This window comes from Stenotrophomonas sp. KH_036_B (genome assembly GCF_057839485.1).
This window is the reverse complement of sequence record NZ_CM174491.1, coordinates 68,436-92,535: the sequence shown is the minus strand read 5'-3', so window position 1 is coordinate 92,535 and position 24,100 is coordinate 68,436. Positions and strand designations below refer to the sequence as shown.

The window sequence follows — 24,100 nt, the reverse complement described above, 5'->3', positions numbered from 1 at the left end:
GCCCTGCGTGGCTTCGCGATGTGGAACCCGCGCGCGCAGGGAGCGGCATTGTAACGGGGTCCGGGCGCGGCCGCCGGTGCGGGCGGAGCGCTCCGCTGATGAACCGGTTCATGCCGGCCACGGCAGGCGGGCAGACGTTTAGAATTCCGGCATGGCCAAGCTCTACTTCTACTATTCGGCGATGAACGCCGGCAAGACCACCACCCTGCTGCAGTCGGCGCACAACTACCGCGAGCGCGGCATGCGGGTGGCGATTCTGACCCCGCGCCTGGACGACCGCGCGGGGCGTGGCGTGGTGGCCTCGCGGATCGGGCTCAAGGCCGACGGCGTGGCTTTCGACCGTGACACGGACCTGGAGCGCCTGATCGGCGACGACATCGCCCGCCACGGGCCGTTGGGCTGCGTGCTGGTGGACGAGGCGCAGTTCCTCAGCCGCAGCCAGGTCTGGCAGCTCAGCGAAGTGGTCGACCAGCTGCGCATTCCGGTGCTGTGCTACGGGCTGCGCACCGACTTCCGCGGCGAGCTGTTCGAGGGCAGCCAGTACCTGCTGGCCTGGGCCGACGAGATGCAGGAGATCAAGACCATCTGCCACAGCGGCAAGAAGGCCACCATGACCGTGCGCGTGGACGAACACGGCCACGCGGTACAGGACGGCCCGCAGGTGGAGATCGGCGGCAACGAACGCTACGTGTCGGTCAGCCGCGCCGAGTTCAAGAAGATCACCCGCGGCGAGGGCCGCATCGATCCGATGCAGGCCCCATTGCCGCTTTGATCAATACAGGGTTCGTTCCGGCGCCCCCGCCGGCGGCGGCGAATAGTGGTACAACCACGTTTCCGTCAGGGTTTTCCCGCCGCTGCGCAGGTACAGGCGGATGTCGATCTGGTCGGTGCTGTCGTCCGGCGGGACCAGGTCGAACATGGCGCGGTAGCCCTTGATCTCCCGCAGCGGACGCGCCGAGACGGTCTCGGTGCGGCCACGGCTGACCTGCACCACGGCTTCCACCTCGCCCTTGTCGATCAGCGCAGCCAGTTCGCCGCCCTGGAAGTCCACGGCAAACCGCCACGAGAAGTACTCGCGCTTCTTGCCGATCACGCCGCCCAGGCCGGTGCGGGTGGCCGCGGCCTGGGCCAGCGTCGGCCGTGCGGGCGGCTCGGCGCCCCAGTACAGCCGGTAGCCCAGCAGCATTTCCTGGCCCGGCTGCGGCTTGGCTTCCGGGTTCCAGAACGCCACGATGTTGTCGAAGGTCTCGTCCACGGTGGGGATTTCCACCAGCTGCACCGAGCCCTTGCCCCACTGTCCCTTCGGCTCCACCCACAGGCACGGGCGCTTCTCGTAGAACACGCCATCGTCCTGGTAATGGTCGAAGTTGCGGTCGCGCTGGAGCAGGCCGAAGCCGCGCGGGTTGTTGTCCACGAACATGTTGAAGCGCAGCTGGCGCGGATTGGACAGCGGCCGCCAGATCCACTCGCCCGCACCGGTCCACATCGACAGGCCATCGGTATCGTGGATTTCCGGACGCCAGTCCCAGGCCATGCGGCGGTCGTTCTCGCCCACCTGGTACATGCTGGTGCAGGGCGCGATGCCCAGCCGCTCGATGGCCTTGCGCGGGTACAGCGCCACGTCCACGTCCATCAGCAGCACGTCGCCATTGGTGATGGCAAAGCGGTAGGCGCCGGCCACGCTGGGCGAATCCAGCAGCGCGTACACCACCAGCGTGTTGGAGTCGGCCGCCGGCTGCTCCAGGAAGTAGGCGATGAAGTCCGGGAATTCCTCCGGCCGCCCCATGCCCGTGTCGATCGCCAGGCCACGCGCGGACTGGCCGTACTGGCCTTCCTTGCCGACCGCACGGAAGTAGCTGGCGCCCAGGAACGCGGCGAAATCGCGGTCGGTGTCCTGGCGGGTGTTGAGGCGGAAGCCGGCGAAGCCCAGGTCCGCCGGCAGGTGGCTGCCTTTCAGGCCGCTCTTGCCGTAATCGAACGCGGCCGGGTCGTACGCCAGTTCCTGCGCCTTGCCGTCGACGATGTCGAACATGCGCACCGGCGAATGGAAGTACAGGCCCAGATGGAAGAACTTGGCCTGGAAGCGACCGGGCTGGTCCGCCCACAGGGCGTGGTCCTGGCGGTAGCTGATCGACTGGTACTGGTCCCAGTCCAGTGCCTCCAGCGGCCCCGGCAAGGTACGCCGGTGGCTCTTGTAGGCCGCCTCGGACAGCGCGCGCGCCTGCCCCTTGAGCGTGGCGAAGTCGAATGGCTGCGGCTGGCCGAGCCGGCGCAGGCCCACCTGGCTGCCTTGCGCGGCACAGGCCGGCAGCGCGGGGAAACCGATGGCGGCCAGGGCCAGGGAGGCGTTGCGGATGAAGTCGCGTCGTTGCATGCAGGCAGCGATGGCAGGAAAGGGCCGGCCATCATAGGCACGCTTGCGTTAATTCGCCGCTGTGGCGGCGGCGCGGCGTTCAGGCTGGCCCGCCCGGGCCAGCGCTCCCCCGGCCGGGCACGCCTGCAGCGCGCGCTCGATCTGCCGCGCCACCCGGCCGCCCTGCGGGCGCTGCTGCTTCACTTCGGCCTGCAGGCGCAGCAGCGTCTCGCGGCCCCGCGCAGGGGTGTCGGCGCAGGCGAGCTCACCCAATGCAGCGCGGGCCAGCCAGCGCAGCTGGGTGCTGCGCGGGTCCTGGGCGTCGCCTTGGGTGAGCGGCTGCAGCGCACGCCGCGCCTCCACCGGTTGGCCCATGCGGACCAGGTTGCGGCCCCATGCCAGCTGCACGGTCCTGCGCTGCCACGCCGCGTCCGGTCCACCGCGCGCGGAATGCCGCATCAGGGCAGCCAGGCGGTCGCCGGCCTGCCACGGGTCCACATGCTCGCCAATGATCTCGGCCATCCTGCGGTCCGCACGCTGCACCTCCGGATCGTCGTCGCCCCGCTGCGCCGCCTGCCACTGGCGGCCCTCGCGCAGCGCCGCCAGCGCGTCCTGCCAGCGGCCCACCTCGGCCAGCGCGCTGCCGTAGTCGTACAGGCCCTGCGGCAGCAGCCCCACGCAATCCGGTTGCCGCCAGATCGCCACCGCACGCCCGAAGTCGGCCACCGCCGCCTCGGCGTCGCCACGCTCCACCGCCGAACGCCCCAGGGCATGCCAGGTCTGGCCGGTGTCCCGGTGCTGGTCGCCCAGCGCGCGCAGGGTCAACCGGTGCACCTGCTGCAGCGTGGCTTCGGCCTGCGCCAGGTCGCCGCGCTGCAGGGCCAGGCTGGCGCGCAGGCGGCGGATGCTCAACGTCTCCGGGTGGTCGGCGCCATACAGGCTGACCGCGTCGGACCAGGCGATGTGCAGGGTCTGTTCGGCGGCCTCCAGGTCGCCCTGCGCCGCCAGCGTCTCACCCAGGTGGCGGCGCAGCGTGACCCGCTGCGGGTGGCGTTCGCTGGTGCGCGCCTGCAGCAGCGCCAATGCCTGGCGATACCCGGACAGCGCCGCCTGCGCATGCCCTTCGTCGTTATCCAGCGCGGCCAGGTCGGCCAGGCTCTCCGCGGTTCCGGTGGCGTCGTGGAGCACGCTACGGCGCAGCGACAGGGCCAGCCCGAAGGCATCGCGCGCCTCGTCGCGGTAGCCAAGCAGCTGCTGGCAGCGGCCCAACTGCGCGTGGTATTCGGCTACCTGCGAGGGCAGCAGCTGTCGCTGTTCCACCGCCAGGACCCGCATCGGGGTCATGTGCGCCACGCACTCACGCGACCGACCGAGCATGCGCAGCGCGCGGCCGCGCTGGGTCACCGCTTCCAGCTGCAGCACGGGCGGAACCTCCTCCACCTGCTCGAGCAGCGCACGCTGGCGGTCCAGGGTCTGCAGCGCCAGCTGGTAGTCGCCCATGCCGATGCGCAGGCGCCCGATCACGCCCTCCAGGTCGGCCAGCGGCAGGGGCTGGTCGGCCAGCTCGGCTTCGCCGCGCTGCTGGCCGGTCGCCAGCAGCTGGCGCACGTCGAAACTGCCGTGGCGCACGCTGGCGGCACGGTCGAACAGGCCGATGGTGAAATCCTGCATGGCCTGCGCGCGGGCGATCTCGCGCCGCGCCTGCTGCATCTGCCACAGCGCCAGCACCGCCAGCGCGGCCAGGGCCAGCACGCACAGCGCGCCCAGCGCCACGCCCCAGCGATGACGGCCCAGATACTTGCGCAGGCGGTACAGCGTGCGCTGCGGCCGCGCATGGATCGGGCGCCCCTCCAGGTACCGCTGCAGGTCCTGCGCCAGCGCCTCCACCGAGGCGTAGCGCTGCGCAGGTTCCTTCTGCAGTGCCTTGAGCAGCAGGGTGTCCAGGTCGCCGCGCAGACGGCGGGACAGGCGGCGCGCGGCCGTTGTCGGCGGCGCATCGGCGGTCTCGCCGCGCAGCACCACGCTGGAGGCGCGCGGGGCGTTGACCTCCAGGATCGAGCGTTCCCATTCGGCGTCGCTGTTCCGGCGCAGGCGGTAGGGCTTGCGCCCGGTGATCACCTCGAACAGCACCACGCCCAGCGAATACACGTCGGTCAGCGTGGTCACCGCCTCGCCGCGCACCTGTTCCGGCGCCGCGTAGTGCAGGGTGAAGGCGCGCGCCTCGGTCGGCGGATGCGCCGCGTTGGCGCGCGCCTCGTCGTCGTCGAGCAGTTTGGCGATGCCGAAATCCAGCAGCTTCACTTCGCCATCGGCGGTGACCAGGATGTTGGACGGCTTGAGGTCGCGGTGCACGACCAGGTTGGCGTGTGCGTGGCTCACTACCGCGCATACCTGCAGCATCAGCTGCAGGCGCCGCTCCAGCGGCAGCTGCAGGCGCTGGCAGTAATCGGTGATCGGTTCGCCTTCCACGTAGGCCAGCGCCAGGTAGGGCTGGCCCTGCAGGTCCACGCCGGCGTCGAACAGCTGCGCCAGGTGCGGGTGCTGCAGGCGCGCCAGAATCTCGCGTTCGCGGCTGAAGCGTTGCCGCAGCCCCGGGTCGGCATAGCCGCTGCGCAGCAGTTTCAGCGCGACCTGGCGCTGGTACAGGCCATCGGCGCGTTCGGCCAGCCAGACCTCGCCCATGCCGCCTTCACCGAGCTGGCGCAGCAGCCGGTACGGACCAATGTGGGTACCGGCGCGGCTGTCTTCCGGCGGGGCCGTCCACAGCGGCTGGGCCATGAACTCGTGGCTTTCCTGTTCGTGTTCGAGCAGGCGCTCCAGGTCGTCGGCCACCTCCGGATCGGACGCGCGCAGATGCGCCAGCCGCGCGGCGCGCTGGTCGGGACGCATTTCCAGCAACTGATCCAGCAGCGACGACAGCTGCCGCCAGCGTACTGCGTCCATCCGCCGCTCCCGATCCCCGCCCCAATGGTTGTGCCTGCCACCTGCGCAGCCGCGCAGGACCGCTGCGCGTGGCCGTCAGTCCTCGCGCACCGACGCCAGCAGGAACATGCGCGCCTTCTGCCAGTCGCGCCGGATGCTGCGCTCCGAGCGCTGGCACAGGTCGCCGATTTCCTGTTCGGACAGCCCCGCGAAGTAGCGCAGTTCCACCACCTTCGCCAGGTGGCCATCCACCGCCTGCAGCCGCGCCAGGGCTACGTCCAGCGCCAGCAGGTCTTCGTCCAGCCGCACGCCGCTGCTGCTGTTTTCCGGAATCTCGGCCACCCGCTTCAGATCGCCGCCGCGCTTGCGTGCCAGCCGGTTGCGCGCGTAATCCACCACCACGCTGCGCATGGCCGAGGCGGCATAGGCGAAGAAGTGCGCGCGGTCTTCGAAGCGGGCCCCGCCGCGGGCACCCAGCAGCTTGAGGTAGGACTCATGGACCAGCGAGGTGGCATCCAGGGTGCGCCCCTGCTGGCCGGCCAGCTGGCGCCGGGCCATGCTGTGCAGCTCCTGGTAAAGCAGGGTCAGCACCCGGTCCAGCGCCGCGCGGTCGCCCGCACGGGCCGAATCCAGCCATACGGTGATATCCGGGCTTTCGTCCATCGCACACCCACCCCCGCCGGTGACGTTGGGCCGACTATAGCGCCCGCCCGGGCCCCTGCGTGACGGTCAGCGCTGGCAGTACCCGCACCAGACGCTCGCGCGCTGGCCGATGGTGGCGTGGCGCAGCAGTCGCCCACACTGGCGGCAGGGCTCGCCTTCACGCCCGTAGACCAGCAGTTCCTGCTCGAAATAGCCCGGCGCGCCGTCCGGGTTGATGAAGTCGCGCAGGGTGGTGCCGCCGCGGGTGATGGCGTGGCCGAGGATCTGCTTCACGGCGGTGGCCAGCCGCTGGTAGCGTTCGCGGGAGATCTTGCCGGCCTCGCGCAGCGGGTTGATCCCGGCCATGAACAGGCTTTCGGCGGCGTAGATGTTGCCCACGCCCACCACGATGCCCTGGTCCATCAGGAAGGTCTTCACCGAGGCACTGCGGCCGCGGCTGCGACGGAACAGGTAGTCGCCGTCGAAGTCGTCATCCAGCGGCTCCGGGCCGAGCGCGGCCAGCAGGTCGTGGGTTTCACCGGCGGGCTGCCAGAGCAGGCTGCCGAAGCGGCGCGGGTCGTTGAAGCGCAGCAGGCGGCCGTTGTCCAGGCTGATGTCCACGTGGTCGTGCGCCCGCACGGGGGTGTCGCCCGGCAGTACACGCAGGCTGCCGGACATGCCCAGGTGCAGCAGCGCGCTGCCGATGGCGGTATCGAGCAGCAGGTACTTGGCGCGGCGGCGCACGCCCTGGATGGCCTGGCCGGGGAGCAGCGTGCTGATCTCCGGCGGAATCGGCCAGCGCAGGTCGGGCCTGCGCAGGATCACGCCGTGGATGCTGCGGCCTTCCAGGTGCGGGGAAAGGCCGCGGCGGGTGGTTTCTACTTCGGGGAGCTCGGGCATGGGGGGGATTCTAAGGGGTCCCCCCATGAACCGCTGTAGAGCGGAGCTCTGCCCCGCTGCAGGGCGCACGTGCAGCTGGGCAGAGCCCCGCTCTACGACGCCTGCGATTGAAGTCAGGGAGTACACGCAATGGAAGTGGGGAACGTGGCGCAGAACCGCCCCTCCAGGCGGAGACGTGCGCTCGGCGTGGGAACATCGGCTCCAGGCAGGCAGGACGAATTGGTTCGATATCCAGCCGACATGCAGACCGGTACCACGCGCCAGTCGTGCGTGTAGTCATAACCAAGCGACTCCATGCATCTAAGCGTAGCGACGTGCTTTTCGATGGTGAAGCCTTCCCGTCCAATCTTCCTCGTCGTGTACGGCGTTGCATAGCCGCACTCCAACATATCCTTCCAGAGGGTGGCTTGATCGGTGTCTGCTTTTCTCCATATCTCCCAGTCATCTGGTGGAGGAGCGAAGGCATTCTTCGGCAGGCAGCCGACGCAGAAGAACACGGTTGCCCCAATGAGAACAAGCTTCCACTTCACAGCAAATTTCCTGGATGCGTATTGAGACCACCTTGGGCATGAGGTTCAGATGCACGTTGTGTTGCGTGCGCATCCGGGGGCTTCGCCCGGCACAACCGTGCCGGGCAATTGATGCCAAGGGCCGAATCAGGGCGTTGGGTGGAGAATGGATCCGCGCAACGTTTCGACCCAATCTATCACCTTCTCGGGAGTGGATCGGTCGATCTGATTGATCGGCACTGGCCACGAACGCTTGCCAGGAGAATCCGCCCAAAGGTCCCCGCATCCGGACGGAGCAAGTGCATAACAGTTGTGGGGCGTATTGGGCACGCCCAACAGTACGCGAATGCCCTGCCACAACCCGAACGATCCTTCCGGCGTCGTACCTCCTGTGACCGGGTTTTTGCCGATGAGCCTGCCCACCGTGTCGCTGGCATGATTCTGTAAAGTGATCACGCCGTCCTGCGGGATCGCCCACGAGTCGCGGTCCTGCAGATAGCTCAGAATCTGGTCGGCTGCAGCTGCGTTGTATGCCGGCCCCAGGAAGCTGATGGTGGTGCCACTGAGCTTTCCTGCAGCATGGTCCATGTTCAACAAAGACTCCATCGCATTTCCGATGGTCATCGACCCACGGCTGTGTCCGTCAAGGTGGAGGCCACTCTGCCCGTACTCCAGCATGTATTGCTTGGTCAGCTCGGTGGCATTGGCCAACCCAAGAAGGTCACCCTCCATGTACTTTTGATACCCGGCGATCAGCAATTCCGAAACGGCATTCTTTGCCTTCGGGAAATGAATGAAATACTGCGGACCATCGGCCGTGGAGTGCTGCTCGGCGTACTTCTCCGCGCCCGCACGGTCGTTGTTGATGCCATTATCAGTGATGTGGATCACGCCGTCTTTGCCAGGCTTGAGATTCTTCTTCTCCTCCAGCGTCAACTCACGGAACACGGCATTTCCCTCGGCATCCCGCTTCACCAGATCGTTCTCGTCTCGATCCACCACGTACACCTTGGCTTCCTCGAGGAACATCGTCCGATAGGCTTCATCGGTGAGCTTCTGCGCCTGCTCATACACCAGCGCCTTGCCGATCTGCTCGGCTGCTGCATTGTTCTGCAGCTTCTGCAGATCGATCTGCTGCAGCGCTTCGGCCGGCGTGGTTGCCGTGCGATCCATGCCGTCCAGCGCCGTGGTGTTCCCGTTGCCGATGACCACGGTACCGGCAGCGATATCGCTGCGCGTGGTGCTTGAACGGCCCTCGCTGTCGCTACCCTCGCCCATCGCGTTTTTGATGATGCCCATGGCAGCGCCGTACTTGCTGCCGCTGAGCATGTCGTTGCTGACCGAATAGCTGGCGCTGCTGGCTTTGCCGCTGGCTTCGTTGGCCAGGTCCGACGCGGTGAGGCTCCCGGTGGACAGGGAATTCCTGCTCGGGTCGGCGGTGCTGGCAATCACGGCGCCCTTCAGGTCGGTGTTGCCACCGACGCGGATGTCGAAACCACCATTACCTGCGAACAGGCCGGACTGACCGTTGACCCCGGTGTAATCGCTGCTGGCCTTGGACGAGCTCGCGCTGCCACCCGCGCTCCAGGCGGTGCCGAAGGAGATCTGCACACGACCGCCCACCTCACTGCTCTTGGAGTCCTGGGTAATACGATCCTGCAGCGACTCGATGTTGAGATCGCCGCCGATGTCGGCCGAGATCGTGTTGGCCTGCGCGGAAGCACCGCGCAGCGTGGTGTCGCCCCGCGAGGTCAGCTGAAGATTGTCGGCGGTCAGCTGGGTGTTCTGGTAGGTGGAAGACTGTCCGTCGCTGCGGCTGCTGCCCACGCTGGCCTGTGCATAGACGTACACGCCGGTCTGTGCGCCGACCGATGCGCCCACCCCTACTTCGGCGCCGGAATAGCTGCTGCGCGCCTTCTCGGCCGCTTCATTGCGCGCCGCTTCCAGCAGGATGTCGTTGGCCGAATCCAGGCTCAGCGTGTTGCCTGCCTTCAGATTGCCCTGCACCACGTGGATGTCTCCCGCGGTGCTGGTCATGCTGACATTGCCGCCGCCGCTGATGGTCGAGCCCTGCGAGGTCTGGTAGTTGGCGTCGTACTGGCTGTTGCTGGTGGCAAAGCCAACCCCGGCCTCGGCACTGGCCAGGGTCCCGCCGGTGACGGCCTTGTAGGTATTCCACCCCGTGGCGACAGCGGCGAGTGCCTGCATGTTCTGCAGGCGTCCATCGGCCTGGCGTGCGGCGTCCACGTTGTTCACCAGATCAATGAGTGGCGAGCTGACGCGGGCAAAGACGCCCACCTTCAGGCTGTCGTCGCGGCTCATCTGGCTGCCGCTGTTCTCGGCCGTCAGGAGCTGGATGTCACGCGCGGTGACGTCCACGTTGTTGGCCGCCAGTACGTTGGAGGCCTGCTGCGTGTAGGTGCCTCCAGCCGACAACGACACATTGCCGCCCAGGCTGGCCACGTTGCTTGCCACCTGGGTAACCTGGTCGTTGGCATCACGGTGCCGCTCGGTGTGGTATCCCGAGAAGCGCTCGGTATCGGACACCACTACGGTTCCGATGGCCTTGTTGTCGGACTGGTTGGCGTTGCTGCGCGTGTCCTGGCCACTGCGGATGGTCAGGTCGCCGGCAGCATGGACGTTGACGTCACCGTCAGCGGCAATGTTGCTGCCGGTGAGGCTGATGTCGCCCTGCGCCGTGGTGAGGGTCGCGTTGCCGCCCACCGACAGCTGGGTGCCGGTGATGGTGTCACTGACGCCGGCACCATTGCCCTTGTTGTTGTGCATGCCGACCGGAAGGTGGGCGGTGTTGTTGGCAATGCCCCAGCCCTTGCCGTCGCTGTTGTTGCCACTGGCGGCGGTGTTGTGGGCCACGTCGAAGACGATGTCCTTGCTTGCAGCCAGCACCGCGTTGCCCTCGGCCGACATCTGCGCGCCTTGGCTGGTGATGGAGCCGTCGGTGGCGATCAGGGTGAGGTTGCCACCGGCGGTCAGCTGGCTGACGCGCGCGTCGCTGGTGCTTCCGTTCTCGGCGCTGTTGGAGCGGTGGCTGCCCGCCTGTACCACCACGGCGGTTGTGGCTGCGCGGTAACCGGCGATCATGCCGTCCGCAGTGCGGGTGGTTTCACCGATGAACGACCCGCTGTCCTCGCGGTTGGCCGTTTCAGCATCGCGGCCGGCGCGGTAGGCGGCACCGGGATCCAGCGTGATGCCCACGGAGAATCCGCTGGATTTGCTGGATTGGCTCGACTGCGAATCCACCGTGTCCTGTCGCGCCAGAAGCTGGATGTCCTTGGCGGCCAGTGCCATGTCCTTGCCTGCCGCGACGTCGGACGCAGCGATGGTCAGCTGGTTGCCGGCACTGATCGCCACATTGCCGTCGATGGACCCGATGGCCGACCCCACTTGGGTGGTGGTGTCGGTCGAACTCTGGCTGCTGTTGCGCGACTTGTTGTAGCCCACGCTGGCCACGCCACCGGAGAAGCCGGCAGAGAAGCCGGACTTCTTCTGGCTGAAGCTGTGGTCTTCACTGAAGGTGTCCTGCGCCGATTCAATGGTGACGTTGTTGCCGGCCCCGATACGGATGTCGTTGTCGGCGACCACCGCCGAGCCGACGATGCCGACGTTGTTGCCGGCCACGATGTTGACCGATTCGCCGCTCAGGACCGTGCCGACGCTGCGGGTGCTGCTGGCCTCGTCATGGCTGGTGGTGGTCTTGCTGGAGAAGGTTCCCTTCTTCTTGCTCCACTCGTCCTTCTCGTAGGCGCTGGTTTCCTCGGCCGTGGTCAAGGTGACGTCACGACCGGCAGAAATGCTAATGCCACCCGTTTCGGCGTACACCGTCGCCGCCGTCAGCGTTGCGTCACGACCGGCAATCAGCGCGACGCCCTCGCCAGCCTGCAGCACGGTGCCGTGCGAGGTGTCGCTGTGCGCTTCGCTCTGCATTGAATAGCGCTTGCGGCGGATGTCTTCTTCACTGCTGTCGGTGGTGCTGATCTGGTCCAGGTTGATATCGCGCCCGGCGATGGCGGCAATGCTCTTGCCGGCCTGGAGATCCGCCGCCTGCAGATTGATGTCCTGACCCGCCTGCAATGCCAGGTTGCCGCCAGCATCCAGCCCGCTGGTTTCCAGCGTCTGGCGGGTCGACGAGCCGTTGCGCGTGGCGGTGGTCTGCGTGGTGGTCAGCGCATTGAGGTTGATGTCGTTGCCAGCCACGACGCTCAGGTTGTTGCCCGCCTTGACCTGCACGGCGGTCAGGGTGAGGTCGTTGCCGGCCTGCAGGCCCAGACTGCCGCCCACGTCCAGCGTGGTCCGGTTGAAGGTCTCTCCGGAGGCTCCGCTCTGCTGGGTCGTCAGGTTGAGGTCACGCCCGGCAACCAGCGCAGCGTTGCCCTTGGCGCTGGTCTGCGCACCGACCAGCGACAGGTCGCGGCCGGCGACCATGGCCATGTCCCCCGTCGATTCAATTCGCGCCACGCCCAGGCTGGCCACGCTCTGCAGGTCGCGGCCGGCGACCAGGCTGATGCTGCCGCCCTGGATCAGGCCGTCCTTGTTGATGATGTCTTCCACCGCAGACACCCGCAGGCTGCCGCCGGACGTGACCGCACCGCGATCGTTGAGCAGGCTGCCGGCATCGATCGACAGGCGGCTGTCGGCCGCGATCATGCCCTGGTTGTTCACGTTGTTCGCGCGGATATCCACGCTCTCGCCGGCGATCGCCGCGCCGCCCAGCTGCAGGCGGTCGGCGGTGGCCTGGCTCAGGTACACCACGGGCACCAGCACCTGCTGGCCGCCGACGTTCTGCGCCACCATCCAGACGATGTCTTCGTCCAGCGCGGCCATCTGCTCGGCCGACAGCGCGATGCCCACGGTGAGCTGCAGGCGGCCGGCTTCGGACACGCCGCCGTCCATCATGGCGCGGTACTGGTCCATGCCGTTGTCGAGGTCGGCATCGAGGTACTTGCGGCCGGTCAGGCCGGTGATCTGCTCCAGCACCAGGCGCTGTTCGTAGAAGTCATCGCCCAGGCGCTTCAGGCGCTGGTCGGGGTTGAGGTTGAGCTTGTCGAACATGTAGTCCGAGCCCAACCACTGGCCGTAATTGGCGAAGCGCGGATCGGTTTCCACCAGCCAGCGCTGGTTGCCCGGGTTCACGGTGTACAGGCCGCTGTCCGGCGCCAGCAGGCCCGGCAGCGGATTCTGCGCGGTGCCCACCACCTGCGGCGGCTTGACCACGCCGCTGGTCCCCGGTGCGGGGACGCCGACATTCGGGCCCTGGCCGTTGCCGCCGACGGTGCCGGTGGCAGGGCCATTGGCAATGCCGGTCACCGGGTCCGGCGCGCCGGTGTTTCCGGTGGCCGCGCCGGCCTGGCTGCCGTTGCCGAGGGTGGGCACATAGGCGCCCACGCCATTCCAGCCGCCAATGTCGGTCGGTGCGCCGCCGTTACCGGCGTTGACCACGGTGTTGTTGACGTCGCGCGCGTCGATGGTGACGTTGCGGCCGGCGGTGATGCTGGCATTGCCGCCCGGCACCGCGACTTCCTTGGTGACGGTACTGGTGCCGATCTGCACTACCGCCCAGGTTGGCTCTTCCTGACATTCCATACCCACACGGTCCGGACAGGTCTGGTATTCGATTTCGGCGGTGGACACGCGCCGGATGGTCTTCGTCGCGGTCAGGCCAACGTTGTTCACCACGCCGGCCCAATCGGCCGGGTTGTCGCTGTTGTTCGAACCTCGGCCGTTGATGGTCAGGTTGGTGCCCGCCGCAATGGCGGAATAGATGTTGTCGACGCTGCCGCCGCTGATCAGCATCTCGCGGCCCGACAGCAGCTGGCTGGCCGCGGTAAAGGCGGTAACGCGCGTGCCTTCCAGCACGGTGTCGGTATGGGTGGTGCCGTGCTGGCGCCAGATGTAGCAGCGCGACCCGGAGATCACGCAGTATCTGTCCCGGAGCTCGCTGGGAACGCCGTCCTCCCAGAACACACCAGCGTCCGGATCCCCCGCCTGATCCTCGGCGGTGTACGTCTTCTGCTCGTACTGCAGCACACGCCGTTCATTGCGCACACCCAGTGCGAGCAGCACCAGATTGTTCTCGGCCTGGATACGGCCCGAGCGGTTCACGATCTGCTGCGCGTTGCCGCCCCAGCGGCCGCCGATGCGGATGTCACCGATGCTGTACAGCTCGCCGTCGAGGTTGTTGAAGACGTCGGCGTTGATGGCCAGCGTACCGGTGGTGGCCAGCAGGCCTTCGTTGTAGTCGCGCACGGGCACGGCAGTGCCCAGTTCGCGCCCGTTGGTGACGGTGCCGGCGCTCAGCGTGACCTGGTCGCCCATCACCGTGCCGGTGTTGGTGAACCAGCTGCTGCTGGTCTGCACACCGTCGCCGTCGATGCGGCCGGCATTGTTGATGCCCTGGCTGGCGGTGAGCGACGCGCTTGCGGTACCGGCACCGTTGCCGGCGCTGATGGTGCCCGTCGCGGTGTTGTCGATCTGCGCGGCATTGAGCTCCAGGGTGCCGCTGGTCTCGATACGGCCCTGGTTGGTCAGCGTGCCCGCAACGTTCAGCGCCAGGCGCCCGTTGCTCTGCAGCTGCTGTGCGTTCTGGTGCAGGTAGTCCCCGGCCAGGTGCAGTTCCAGGTCGGCGCCGCCGAACAGGCGGCCATTGCTGCCCTGGAAGGTCTGCAGCTGCGCCCACAGCTGCTGGTAGGCACTGATTTCGCCATTGCCGTTGTTCAGTGCCCCAAGGTACAGGGTACTGCTGCGGGTAATCAGCCGGCCCCCGGTGTTGTCCAGGCTGGCGGCGCGCAGGGTGAACAGATTGCCTGCGGAGAGTTCGCCCGCGCCGTTGAGGACGGTGGCCGATGCGTTGTCCAGCGTCAGGTTGGTGCCGGCGTAGACGCGGCCGCTGCGGTTGTCCAGCTGGGTGGTCTGCAGGGTGGCGCTCTGGCCCGCGACCAGCTTGCCGCGCTGGTTGTTGACGGTGGCGGCGCTGAGCGCGATGTTGCCCTGGGTGCTGCCGAGCACGCCATCGCTGTTGTCGAGCGCACCGCCGGTGGTGACGGTCAGCGTGTTGCTGCCATCCACCACCAGGCGACCGCTGCGGTTGTCCACCGCACCCGCCGTGATGCCGGCCGCGGCGTAGGCTTCGATGCTGCCGCTCTGGTTGTCGAGCACGCCCTCGGCGTCCAGCTGCAACTGGCCGCCGGCATACAGCAGGCCGCCGCCATTGCGCAGGTCGCCGTTGATGTCGAGGGTCAGGTTCTGCTTGGCGTACAGGTTGCCGCCCTGGTTGCCCAGGCTGGCCGTGATGATGCTCGCATTGCCCTCGGCACCGATCAGGCCGGTGCGGTTGTCCACGCTGGCCGCCTGGATCTGCAGGGTGCCTGCCTGGCGCTGGGCCAGCGTGCCGGCCACGTTCTGAAGCGCTTCGGTGGCGCGCACCTGCAGGGTGCCGACGGCATCGATGCGGCCGCCGCTGTTGTCAATCTGGCGCGCGCGGATGTCGGCGCCGCGGCCGGCACTGATCTGGCTGCCGGTGGTGTTGGAGAGGCGGTCGGTGACGTCGACCACGAGCGCGCCGTTGCCGACGATCAGGCCGGCGCTGGTGTTGTCGAGCTTGCCCGTGCGTACGGTGGCGGTGCCGGTACCGGCGTGCTCGATGCGCCCGCCGTTGTTGAGGAGCGTCGCCACGTCCACGGTGAGGTCGGTGGCGTTGGCGGCAATGCGGCCGCCGTCGTTGCGCAGCGCACCGCTGAAGCTGAGCGCCAACGCATCGTTGCCGGTCTGGATCAGCTCGCCGGCGCGGTTGTCCAGCGCTGCGGCCAGGATGCCAAGGCGCGCCGCCTGCAGCGAGCCGCCCTGGTTGATCAGTTCGCCAGTGGTGTCCAGCTGCAGCGTGCCGGTAGCGACCAACGTGCCGTTGCTGTTGTCCAGCGCGCCGCCGGTGGCGCGTGCCACCAGCTCGCCGCCCGACCACACCAGGCCGTTGCGCAGGTCCAACCCACCGCCTTGCAGCGCCACGCGCTGGCCGGCGTGCACCTTGCCCGATTGCAGCAGCAGGGTGTTCGCGGTCAGGGTGACCTGGCCGGTGCTGCCCAAGGCGCCGTTGGCCGCCAGGCCGCCCACGATCTGGCCGCTGTTGTCGACGGTGTCGCCGCTGACGGTGACGTTGCCGCTGGCGAGCAGGCGCCCACGGTTCTCAACCGCCGCGGACTGCAGGGTGACTGCGGCGGCCTGCATGCTGCCGGTGTTGCGCAGCACGGCGCCTGCATCTGCGGTGATCCCACCGCTGGCGTATACGTCGCCGTCGCTGGTCAGCGCCTGGCCGGCATGCAGGGTGATGTCCGCGTTGCTGTCCAGGTTGCCCGCCAACTGCAGGTCACGCTGGGCGCGTAGGGTCACGCCGGTGGCAGCGTAAGCCTTGCCACTCTGGCGCAACGTACCGCCCGCCTCGGCGTCAAGCTGCCCGGCGGCAATGGTCTTGCCGGTCAGGACCAGGTCACCGGTGGTGGTCAGGCGCACGTCGGACTGCTCGCTGCCGAGGTCGCCGCTGCTGTCCAGCGAGGCGGCCTGCACGTCCAGCGCGTGCACGGACACCAGGCTGCCCTGGTTGCTCAGCACGTCGCTGGCCTCCAGGCGGGCATTGCCCGCGCTGTACGCGGCGCCGCTGTTGCTGATGCGCGCGGCACGCAGTTCCAGCGCGCGCCGTGCGAACAGGTTGCCGGCGTTGCTGGCCGCCTGCAGTACCTCGATGTCGAGCAGGTCCGCACTGGAGATGTCGCCGTTGGCAAGATTCTCCAGCGCCTGCGCGCGCAGCGTGACCGCCGCATCGCTGGCGATGATGCCCGCGTTGCGCAGGGTGCCGCTGCTGTCCAGGCGCAGGTCACGGGTGCTGTAGACGGTGCCGGTGTTGTCCAGGGTGCCCGCGCTGAGCGTCATGCGCTCGGTGGCGTGCAGGCGCCCGGCGTTGTCGAGTTGGCCGGTGGTGGTGGCCGTCAGCTGGCGGCCGAGCGCCAGGCCCTCCCGGGTCTGGGTGAAGGTGCGCGCATCGAGCTGGAGCTGCTGCGCTGCTTCCAGCCGCTGCCGGTTGGCGATGCTGTCGGCGTGGATGCGCAGGTCGCCGTCGCTGATGATCTCGCCAGCGTTGTCGAGCTGCGCGACATGCAGGTTGATCGTCTGGCCGGCACGCAGGCGCGCGGCGGCGGCGTTGTCGATGCGGCGCGAGGCGTCGATGTCCAGCGTGCCGGAGGCCAGCACGAGGCCACGGTTGTCGAGTGCGCCCACGGTGAGGCGGGTGTCGCTGGCGGCCGTGGTGCCGGTGTTGGTCAGGCGGTCTGCCCGCGCGGTCAACGTGTGCTCCGCGATGAGCTGGCCGGCGTTGGCCAGCTCGCCGGTGACATCCAGGGTAACGTCGGTGCCGGCGGAAAGTTCGGCCGATGCGGTCTGCTGCAGCTCACCGGCAGTGACGGCCAGGGTCTGCGCGGCGCCGATCAGCCCGCTGTTGTCGATCCGACCACTGACCGCCAGCACGGTGTCGCGTTGGCCGTAGAGCTGGCCACGGTTGGCCAGGCTGCCGGCCTCGACGCGGGTGCCGGTGCTGCCGATCACCACGCCGGCGTTGTCGATGTGGCCGTTCGCCTGCAGTTGCAGCGCGCCCTGCGCCGCCAGTCGCGCGCCCTGCTGCTGCACGATGCTGCCGGCACGCGCCTGCAACTGGTTCGCGGCAATCACCTGCCCGGTGTTTTCCAGCTGCTGACCCGCACGCAGGTCGATGTCGGCGCGGCTTTCGGCCTGCCCGGCCAGACGCAGGTTGCCATCGGCAGCCAGTTGCAGGCGCCCCGCAAGCAGGTTGCCCGAGGCGTCCAGCGTCTGCGACGCGCGGGCATCAAGCACGCCTGCCGCGTATGCGGTCCCCGCAAGTTGCACGTCGCGACCACTCAGGCGCAGGTCCGCGCCGGCCTGCGTCGCGCCCGTAGCGGCGAGGGTGCCGGCGCTGTCGACGACGATGTTGCCTGCCGCCGCCGTGCGACCGGTCAGCTGCACGTCACCGGCACTGGTGAGCACGAAGTCGCCACCAGTGGCGACCAGCGCGCCCGCACTGCGGACGCCCACACCGGCCTCGGTACCGACCAGGCGGATCTTGCCGGCATACATGCCGCCGAGGGCGGCAACGTCCAGGCCGTACCCCTGGGCAGCCCCCTCCCCCTGGATCGCTCGCGCGGCAAGGCTGTCGTAGTCGATGTGGTTGGCACCCACCACCACGTTGGCTTCCTTGGCCCACAGCCCCGCATTGATTTCGACCGCGCGCGCGAGCAGGTCGATACGCTGCAGGTTGTCCGCATCCAGGCCCGCGCCTTCGATGCGGATGCTGCCGCGGCCGACCTGGAACGCCGACAGGCTGCCGTCGCCGCCAAACAGCGGGGTGCCGGTGGTCAGTACGCCACGGGTGGTGTTGATGAAGCCGCAGCCATCGCAGGTGATGCCGTTCGGGTTGGCGATGATCACCTGCGCCGCCGCACCGGCCACTTCCACATGGCCCTGCAGCAGGGAGCGGTTGCTGGAGGTGACTTCGTTGAGGATCAGGCGCGCCGATTGCCCCGGCTGCAGGTTGCTGTTGCCCTGGATGTAGCCGGCCAGCTGGGTCTGGGTGGTGGTCGAACTGTTGTTGAGTACCTGGCCTTCCCGTCCGACGTTGTAGTTGTCGAACCGGTTGTGCGATACGCCGCCCGGGTTGGGCGCGGCAATCTGGACCACCGGCACGCCGTTGCCCGATGCTTCGGTCCGGGTCTGGCCGCCCGCCTGCGGCTGCACCTGTGCGAACGAGCTGAAGGGCCCGCCGAAAACAGCGGTCACTACGGCGGCCAGCAGGCCGATCCGCCAGCGCGAGCTGGAGATGGGACGGGCAACAGTGCGACGGACGTCAACGAGGCGGGTCTTCATGACAGGTCATCCATGTGTGAGGCGTGGTACGTCGTTTTTCAGCGGGCGTCGATGGCGCCCGATGTCGTACTGCGGTACAGCCGATCAGAACTGCGTGGCGAGCCGGAACCCGACCACGCGCGCGTCGCTCTGTGCGCGGATCGCGCGCGGGGCTTCCAGCGGGACGCCGACAAAGGCGTCCCAATCCAGACTGAGCGCCTGCCCCCGCGCGCCCACATGGGCGCCGACCATGTCGCCACCGGCAATCCCCTGCACGGCGTTGCTGGCGATATGGCCGACGTCGATGCCGACGTAAGGCGAGAAGCGCCGATGCAGGCTGAAGTTCAGGCTGTTGCGCCAGTAGCCACCGGTCGCGCCGCCCATCATCACTTCGCCGTCGAAGCCGTTGACGGTGTAGCGCCCGCCGATGCTGATGAACTCCGAGCCGTACAGCGGATCGGAACTCCACTGGTAGCGCAGCGCGCTGTTCCAGTAGATCGGGCGAGGCCCTGTGAGCACAGGTGCGCCCACGCCGATATCCAGCGTGGTGATGCCGTAGCGGAAGGTGGGTGCTTCGTCGTCGCGGCCGGGGGCGTCGTCATCGCCGCCCAGCCAGGGCAGGCCGCGCCGGTGTGCCAGGCGCAGGTCGGCCTGCAGGCTGCCCAGGTACTGGCGGTGCAGCAGGGCGAGTTCGGCCGAGGTGGTGCGGCGACGCTGGCCGCGCAGTTCCACGCCCTCGACGAAGCTGCGTGAGTGACGTTGCGCAAGGCGCATTTCCAGTGCGGTGCGGTAGCTCTGGCCGCGCATGAGCAGACGTTCAACGGTCATGTCCACGCTGCGCGAGCGACCGGTGCTGCTGAAGTCTTCGTTGTTGCCCTGGATGAGCTGGGCATAGCGCGACCCGTAGGTACTGGTCGAGAACCGCCAGTTGCCCAGGGGTGCGGTCCACGATGCGTTGTAGCCATGCGTGCCCTTGCCGCGCTCGGCGCTGCCATCGCTGTTGACGCCGACGCTGAGCAGGTCATTGATGCCCAGCAGATTGTCGGCCCACACCGTGGCCCCGGCCTGCTGCTTGCCGGTGCCGTCACTGCCGGCATCGTCCAGCGACACGGCACCCCGCCAGCGGCGTGCGGCCTTGAGGGTGATCACCACGTCCGATTCGCCGGGCTGTGCGCCCGGAACGAGTTCCATCTCCACGTCCTGCGACGGCACGCGCTTGAGCTGCTCCAGGCCCTGCTCCAGCGCGCGCAGGTTGAGCACATCACCGGGACGCGCCGGGAACGCGCTCTTCCACATGGCATCGGAAGGACCTTCCTCGGCGAATCGGATCTGGCGAATGGTGCCCGGCACCAACTGCAGCCGCAGGGTGCCCGCGCCAAGGTTCTGCTCGGGCAGGCCGATGCGGGTGGTCACGTAGCCCTTGGCCAGGACCAGGTCCGAGGTCCGCCGCACCATGAGCGCGATGCCTTCCTGGCCGATGCAGCGTCCCTGGTACCTGTCCAGGTAGCGCTGGGCAAAATCGAATCTGTCGCGGTGCGCGCCATCGAGCACGATGGCGTCGATGCGGAAGCAGGGGGATTCGTCAGGCAGGTCGGTCGAACGATGGTCGGCCGCCGCCGGCGCTGCGGGACCTGCAACCTCGGGAATGGCCTGCCGTTCGGCACGCTCACGCGCTTCGCGCTCGGCGCGATCGCGCAGTTCCTGCTGGTCGGCGAGCGTGGGCTGGCCCTGTTGGGCCCATGCGGTGCCCGGCGCGGCAAGGCAGGCGCCGATCATGATCAATGGGGCGCTCAACCGGCGCCAGGACACACGTAGTACTGAATCCATTCGTTCTGCTCGTCCCTGTCAGATCCCGACCTTCCTGGCCATGGCGTGTACCTCACCGCACGAACCAAGTGCGATGCCACTTTCCCGACCGAACGCGGTCGGAACCGTGGTAACGGCCCACACTGTAGCGAAAGTTAAGAATATGTAAACCCTCCCCGGCCGCATCGGGCCAGAAAAGGCATCACACAGGGATAGCGGCGGCAGGCCGGCAAACTTGAGCCCGGCGCAGCGGTCAGCTCAACGCGGCGGCGCGGACAGTTCCTTCGCGCTCAGGAACCCATCGCCGTTGGCGTCCTGCTTGTGGAACCGCTCGACGATGGTCTGGCGCTGCTGCTCGCGGGTGATCGGCTTGCCCTTCCCGCCGGGCAGCTCATCGGGGCTCAGGACACCATCTCCGTTGCGGTCCATGCGATCGAAGGCGTACAGCATCCACTGCACGTATTCCTCGACGCTGACCCTGCCGTCGCCGTCGGCGTCCATGCGCTGCAGGTAGCTGCCGGTATCGGTGACCTGGGCGTGGGCGGCCGTGGCAAACAACAGCAGAGCCCCGCAGGAAAAACGCCGCACGAGGCGGCGCTTTCCAGATGCACGGTGCGTGTCACGCACCGGTCAGTGCGCCGTCAGCGCGTAGCCCTTGAGGCGCGCGGCATAGTTCTGCAGCGCGGCAATGCCGCTGGCCTCGGCCTCGTGGCACCAGGCCTGGAGCAGTTTCAGGCGCTCGGCCGCGTCGTTGCCACGGGCCTCGAGCAGGGCGGCCAGACGGGCGCGGTGTTCCACCAGCACGCGGATGCGCGGACGCTGTTCGACCCAGGTGCTGAGCTCCGCACGGCAGTCGGGCTTGAGCCAGCGGCCGTCGTTGACCAGGCCGCGGCGCATGCGGCGCGGCAGCAGCTTGCGCAGCTTGGCACCGGCCATGGCAGCCTCTTCGCGCAGTGCCGGCACGAACACGTTGCGCTGGTAGTCGGTCATGGCCTGGAAGCGATGCGAGAGCAGCGCCTTCAGGGTTTCGGCATCGGGCACGGCGATGTTGGGACGCACGTCCATGCTCGGCGCCACGCGCAGCACCTTGGCCAGCCCCACGGCCTGCAGGCCGCGGATGGCGGCCCAGCCGATGTCGAACTCCCAGCGGCGCATGGAGAAGCGGGCCGAGCTCGGGAAGGCATGGTGGTTGTTGTGCAGTTCTTCACCGCCGATCCAGAACGCCCACGGGGTGAGGTTGGTGGAGGTGTCGGCCGACTCGAAGTTGCGGTAACCCCACCAGTGGCCCAGGCCGTTGACCACGCCGGCGGCCCAGAACGGGATCCACGCCATCTGGATGGCCCACAGGGCCACGCCGGGCAGGCCGAACAGGAGCAGGTTCATGGCGAACAGCGCGACCGGACCCAGGTTGGCGTGCGGGGTGTAGAGGTGCCGCTCGATCCAGTCCTCCGGGGCGCCGCGACCGTACTGCTCGATGTCCGCCCGCATGCCACGGGCCTCGCGGTACAGCTCCACGCCGCGCCAGAACACGGTGCCGATGCCCTTGGTGACCGGGCTGTGCGGGTCCTCCTCGGTTTCCACCTTGGCGTGGTGCTTGCGATGGATGGCCACCCACTCCCGGGTGATCATGGAGGTGGTGAGCCAGGTCCAGAAGCGGAAGACGTGTGCGATGACCGGGTGGAAGTCGACGCCGCGGTGCGCCTGGCTGCGATGCAGGTACAGGGTGACGGCAAAGATGGTCAGCTGGGTGAAGACCAGCAGCACCAGGCCCATGCCCCACCAGCCGAGGCCGACGACACCGCCGGTCAGGAAGTTGAGGAGCGTATCGAGCATCGCGGAGACTCCGGGCCAGGGCGGCCAGCAGGGAAACGGGATAAAGGTTCGGACATGATGCGGCCAGACGTTGCAAACTTCATCCGTCTGATGCGATTTTTGCGCAGTCATTCAGTTCTTTTCTCCCTTCGTGAGCGTTGCCCCCGCATTCATGACCGTCGCCCCGTCTCTTTCCCCGCCCGCCCCCTTGATCGAGCTGGACCGTGCCTGCGTGGTCCGCGGCCAGGTGCGGGTGCTGCACGACCTCAGCCTGCGCATCGCCCAGGGCCAGCACACCGCCCTGTTGGGCCCCAACGGCTGCGGCAAGTCCTCGTTCATCAAACTCATCACGCGCGAGCTGTACCCGCTGGCGCATGCCGACGGCACCGTGGCGGTGCGTGTGCTGGGACAGAACCGCTGGCAGGTGGACCGGCTGCGGTCGCAGCTGGGCATCGTCACCGGTGACCTGAGCAGCAACCTGGCGGACATGCCCGGGCTGACCGTGGAAGAGGCGGTGCTGTCAGGCTTCTTCGCCAGCTTCGTGGTGCCGGCGTTCCGCGAAGTCACCGACGACATGCGCGCGCGGGTGCGTGAAACGCTGGCCATGACCGGCGCATTGCCGTTGCTGCAACGCGGGTACGCCGAGCTGTCGGCTGGCGAAACGCGACGGGTGCTGATCGCCCGGGCGCTGGTGAACCGCCCGCAGGCGCTGCTGCTGGACGAACCCTCGACCGGGCTGGACCTGGTGGCACGCCAGCACCTGATCGCGACCATGCGTGCGCTGGCGGCACAGGGCATCACCCTGGTGCTGGTGACCCACCACATCGAGGAAGTGATTCCGGAGATCGAGCGCGTGGTGCTGCTGCGCGGCGGCAGGATCGTTGCCGACGGGACGCGGGCCGAGCTGCTGCGTGATGCCCCGTTGTCGGACGTGTTCGGCGGCCCGATCCAGGTGGTGGAACAGGATGGGCGCCTGAGCGCGTTCGCGGGATGACGCCGGGAGCGGGCGGGTGCCCGCTCCCGGCCCTGCTCAGAACCGCAACGCGACCGCCCGGCTTTCGATCGGTGCCATCCGGCTCTGGTCCTGCAGCTGCAGGTCGCGCAGTTCGAACGGTGCGGCGTAGCCACGCGGCAGCGCCACGCTGTCGAAGGGCAGCAGCAGCTCACCGCTGCCCGCCGCGCCGAACCACGCCGCGCTGTGCGCCAGCGCCACCGGACGCAGCTGGCCGTCCGGGCCGGTGGCATACAGCGTGCCGCGCGCCTCATAGCGTCCCGGCGCGCCGATCTGCAGCGGCAGGCGTACCTCGCGCTGTGCGGCGTCGGCCTGCGCCTGCCCGCTGAAACGGGCGGTCGGCCGTGCCACCGCGAAGGCCACCTTGGCATCGCGCTGCACACCATTGGCGCTCACGAACGCCTGCAGCTCCCACAGCCCCTGCGCCTGCCCGATGTCCTCGGGCAGGGTGACGCGTGCCCGCAGCCCCTCCTTGCCGGCCACCAGCGGCACCGGCCAGCTGCGTCCGTCGGGCGCGACCAGCAACGCCTCGCCGCCCGCCGGCAGGGTGCGCGCCACCGAACGACCGCCGGCCACCGCGGCGCGGCCGCCGTCGTCCTGCAACCGTGCGCTGAGCTGCACGCTGCCGCCGGCCAGTACCTGCTGGCGATCGGCCTGCAACTGCAGCGCGATCGGGCTGTTGGGCTCGAGCACCTGCACCACATACCGGCCCTGCGCCTGGGCCGCCTGCAGGCGGTAGGTACCCACCGCCGCGCTGGCCCCGGTACGCGCCATGGCGGTGCCCTCGCCCACGGTCATGCCGGCCGCGCGCAGCTGCTGCGCGTCGACCACCTTGTCCAGCGCCAGGACGCCGGCCGGGTCGCGCACCTGCAGCTGTTCCACGTCCAGCACGCGTGCACCCTGCACCGGGCTGACCTGGATCACCGCGTCCGGCGCGGTCAGCGGCAGGTCGATGCCGCGCTGCAGGCTGGCCGCGTCCACGGTGTCCCAGTAGCTGCGGCTCAACGCGGTGAACGGCGCCGGCGCGGCCAGCGCCTCGCCCGGTTCCAGCGCCCAGGCGAAGCTCAGCGGCGCCCGTTCGATCGCCGCATCCGGCATCGGGGCGCGTTCCACGCGGGGGGCCACCTGGTCGGTGCTCTTCGCCGCCAACAAGGGTTGTGCAGCCTGCAGCGGCAGCGCGAACAACGCCGAGGCCACGGCCAGTGCAATCGTCATTCTCGAAGTCAT

12 protein-coding genes are annotated in these 24,100 nt (G+C 68.4%); 2 read left to right on the top strand and 10 right to left on the bottom strand.

The genetic code is table 11. The features are described 5' to 3' along the window. Positions 1 to 151: 151 nt before the first annotated feature. Positions 152 to 772, top strand: coding sequence for a thymidine kinase (locus AC3ITN_RS00340; protein WP_313345228.1), 621 nt, complete (start codon positions 152 to 154; stop codon positions 770 to 772). Here the strand turns inward: AC3ITN_RS00340 and AC3ITN_RS00335 are convergent, their stop codons facing one another. The 9 genes from AC3ITN_RS00335 to AC3ITN_RS00295 form a co-directional block, all read right to left on the bottom strand. Next, entirely contained in the window at positions 773 to 2,374 is a 1,602-nt protein-coding gene (locus AC3ITN_RS00335) for an OpgD/OpgG family glucan biosynthesis protein (protein ID WP_489391665.1), read from the bottom strand. It lies immediately after the preceding gene. Positions 2,375 to 2,422: 48 nt separating this feature from the next. Continuing rightward, positions 2,423 to 5,296: a protein kinase domain-containing protein gene (locus tag AC3ITN_RS00330; protein ID WP_489391664.1), complete on the bottom strand. Its 2,874-nt coding sequence runs from the start codon at positions 5,294 to 5,296 to the stop codon at positions 2,423 to 2,425. A 75-nt stretch (positions 5,297 to 5,371) separates the two neighbouring features. Further along, positions 5,372 to 5,938 carry an ECF-type sigma factor gene (locus AC3ITN_RS00325; RefSeq protein ID WP_313345218.1) on the bottom strand — a complete coding sequence of 189 codons (567 nt, stop codon included), beginning with the start codon at positions 5,936 to 5,938 and terminating at the stop codon, positions 5,372 to 5,374. A gap of 66 nt (positions 5,939 to 6,004) precedes the next feature. Continuing rightward, positions 6,005 to 6,817: a bifunctional DNA-formamidopyrimidine glycosylase/DNA-(apurinic or apyrimidinic site) lyase gene (mutM, locus tag AC3ITN_RS00320; protein ID WP_489391663.1), complete on the bottom strand. Its 813-nt coding sequence runs from the start codon at positions 6,815 to 6,817 to the stop codon at positions 6,005 to 6,007. 113 nt (positions 6,818 to 6,930) lie between these two features. Next, the gene (locus tag AC3ITN_RS00315) at positions 6,931 to 7,347 is read right to left on the bottom strand and encodes a hypothetical protein (RefSeq protein WP_489391662.1); all 417 of its coding nucleotides are present in this window, start codon (positions 7,345 to 7,347) and stop codon (positions 6,931 to 6,933) included. 126 nt (positions 7,348 to 7,473) lie between these two features. Next, positions 7,474 to 18,264 carry a hemagglutinin repeat-containing protein gene (locus tag AC3ITN_RS00310; protein ID WP_489391661.1) on the bottom strand — a complete coding sequence of 3,597 codons (10,791 nt, stop codon included), beginning with the start codon at positions 18,262 to 18,264 and terminating at the stop codon, positions 7,474 to 7,476. 84 nt (positions 18,265 to 18,348) lie between these two features. Further along, entirely contained in the window at positions 18,349 to 20,070 is a 1,722-nt protein-coding gene (locus tag AC3ITN_RS00305) for a ShlB/FhaC/HecB family hemolysin secretion/activation protein (RefSeq protein WP_489391660.1), read from the bottom strand. Between the two features lie 237 nt (positions 20,071 to 20,307). Beyond that, a complete protein-coding gene (locus AC3ITN_RS00300) occupies positions 20,308 to 20,637 on the bottom strand; it encodes an EF-hand domain-containing protein (protein WP_489391659.1) in 330 nt (109 codons plus the stop codon). 42 nt (positions 20,638 to 20,679) lie between these two features. Then, positions 20,680 to 21,882: a DesA family fatty acid desaturase gene (locus AC3ITN_RS00295; RefSeq protein WP_313345201.1), complete on the bottom strand. Its 1,203-nt coding sequence runs from the start codon at positions 21,880 to 21,882 to the stop codon at positions 20,680 to 20,682. Positions 21,883 to 22,033: 151 nt separating this feature from the next. On the opposite strand from AC3ITN_RS00295, the gene AC3ITN_RS00290 reads away from it, so the two are divergent. Beyond that, positions 22,034 to 22,855 carry an ABC transporter ATP-binding protein gene (locus tag AC3ITN_RS00290; RefSeq protein ID WP_489391658.1) on the top strand — a complete coding sequence of 274 codons (822 nt, stop codon included), beginning with the start codon at positions 22,034 to 22,036 and terminating at the stop codon, positions 22,853 to 22,855. Positions 22,856 to 22,891: 36 nt separating this feature from the next. Here AC3ITN_RS00290 and AC3ITN_RS00285 read toward each other — a convergent pair whose 3' ends face one another. Beyond that, the gene (locus AC3ITN_RS00285; RefSeq protein ID WP_489391657.1) at positions 22,892 to 24,100 is read right to left on the bottom strand and encodes a DUF4785 domain-containing protein; all 1,209 of its coding nucleotides are present in this window, start codon (positions 24,098 to 24,100) and stop codon (positions 22,892 to 22,894) included.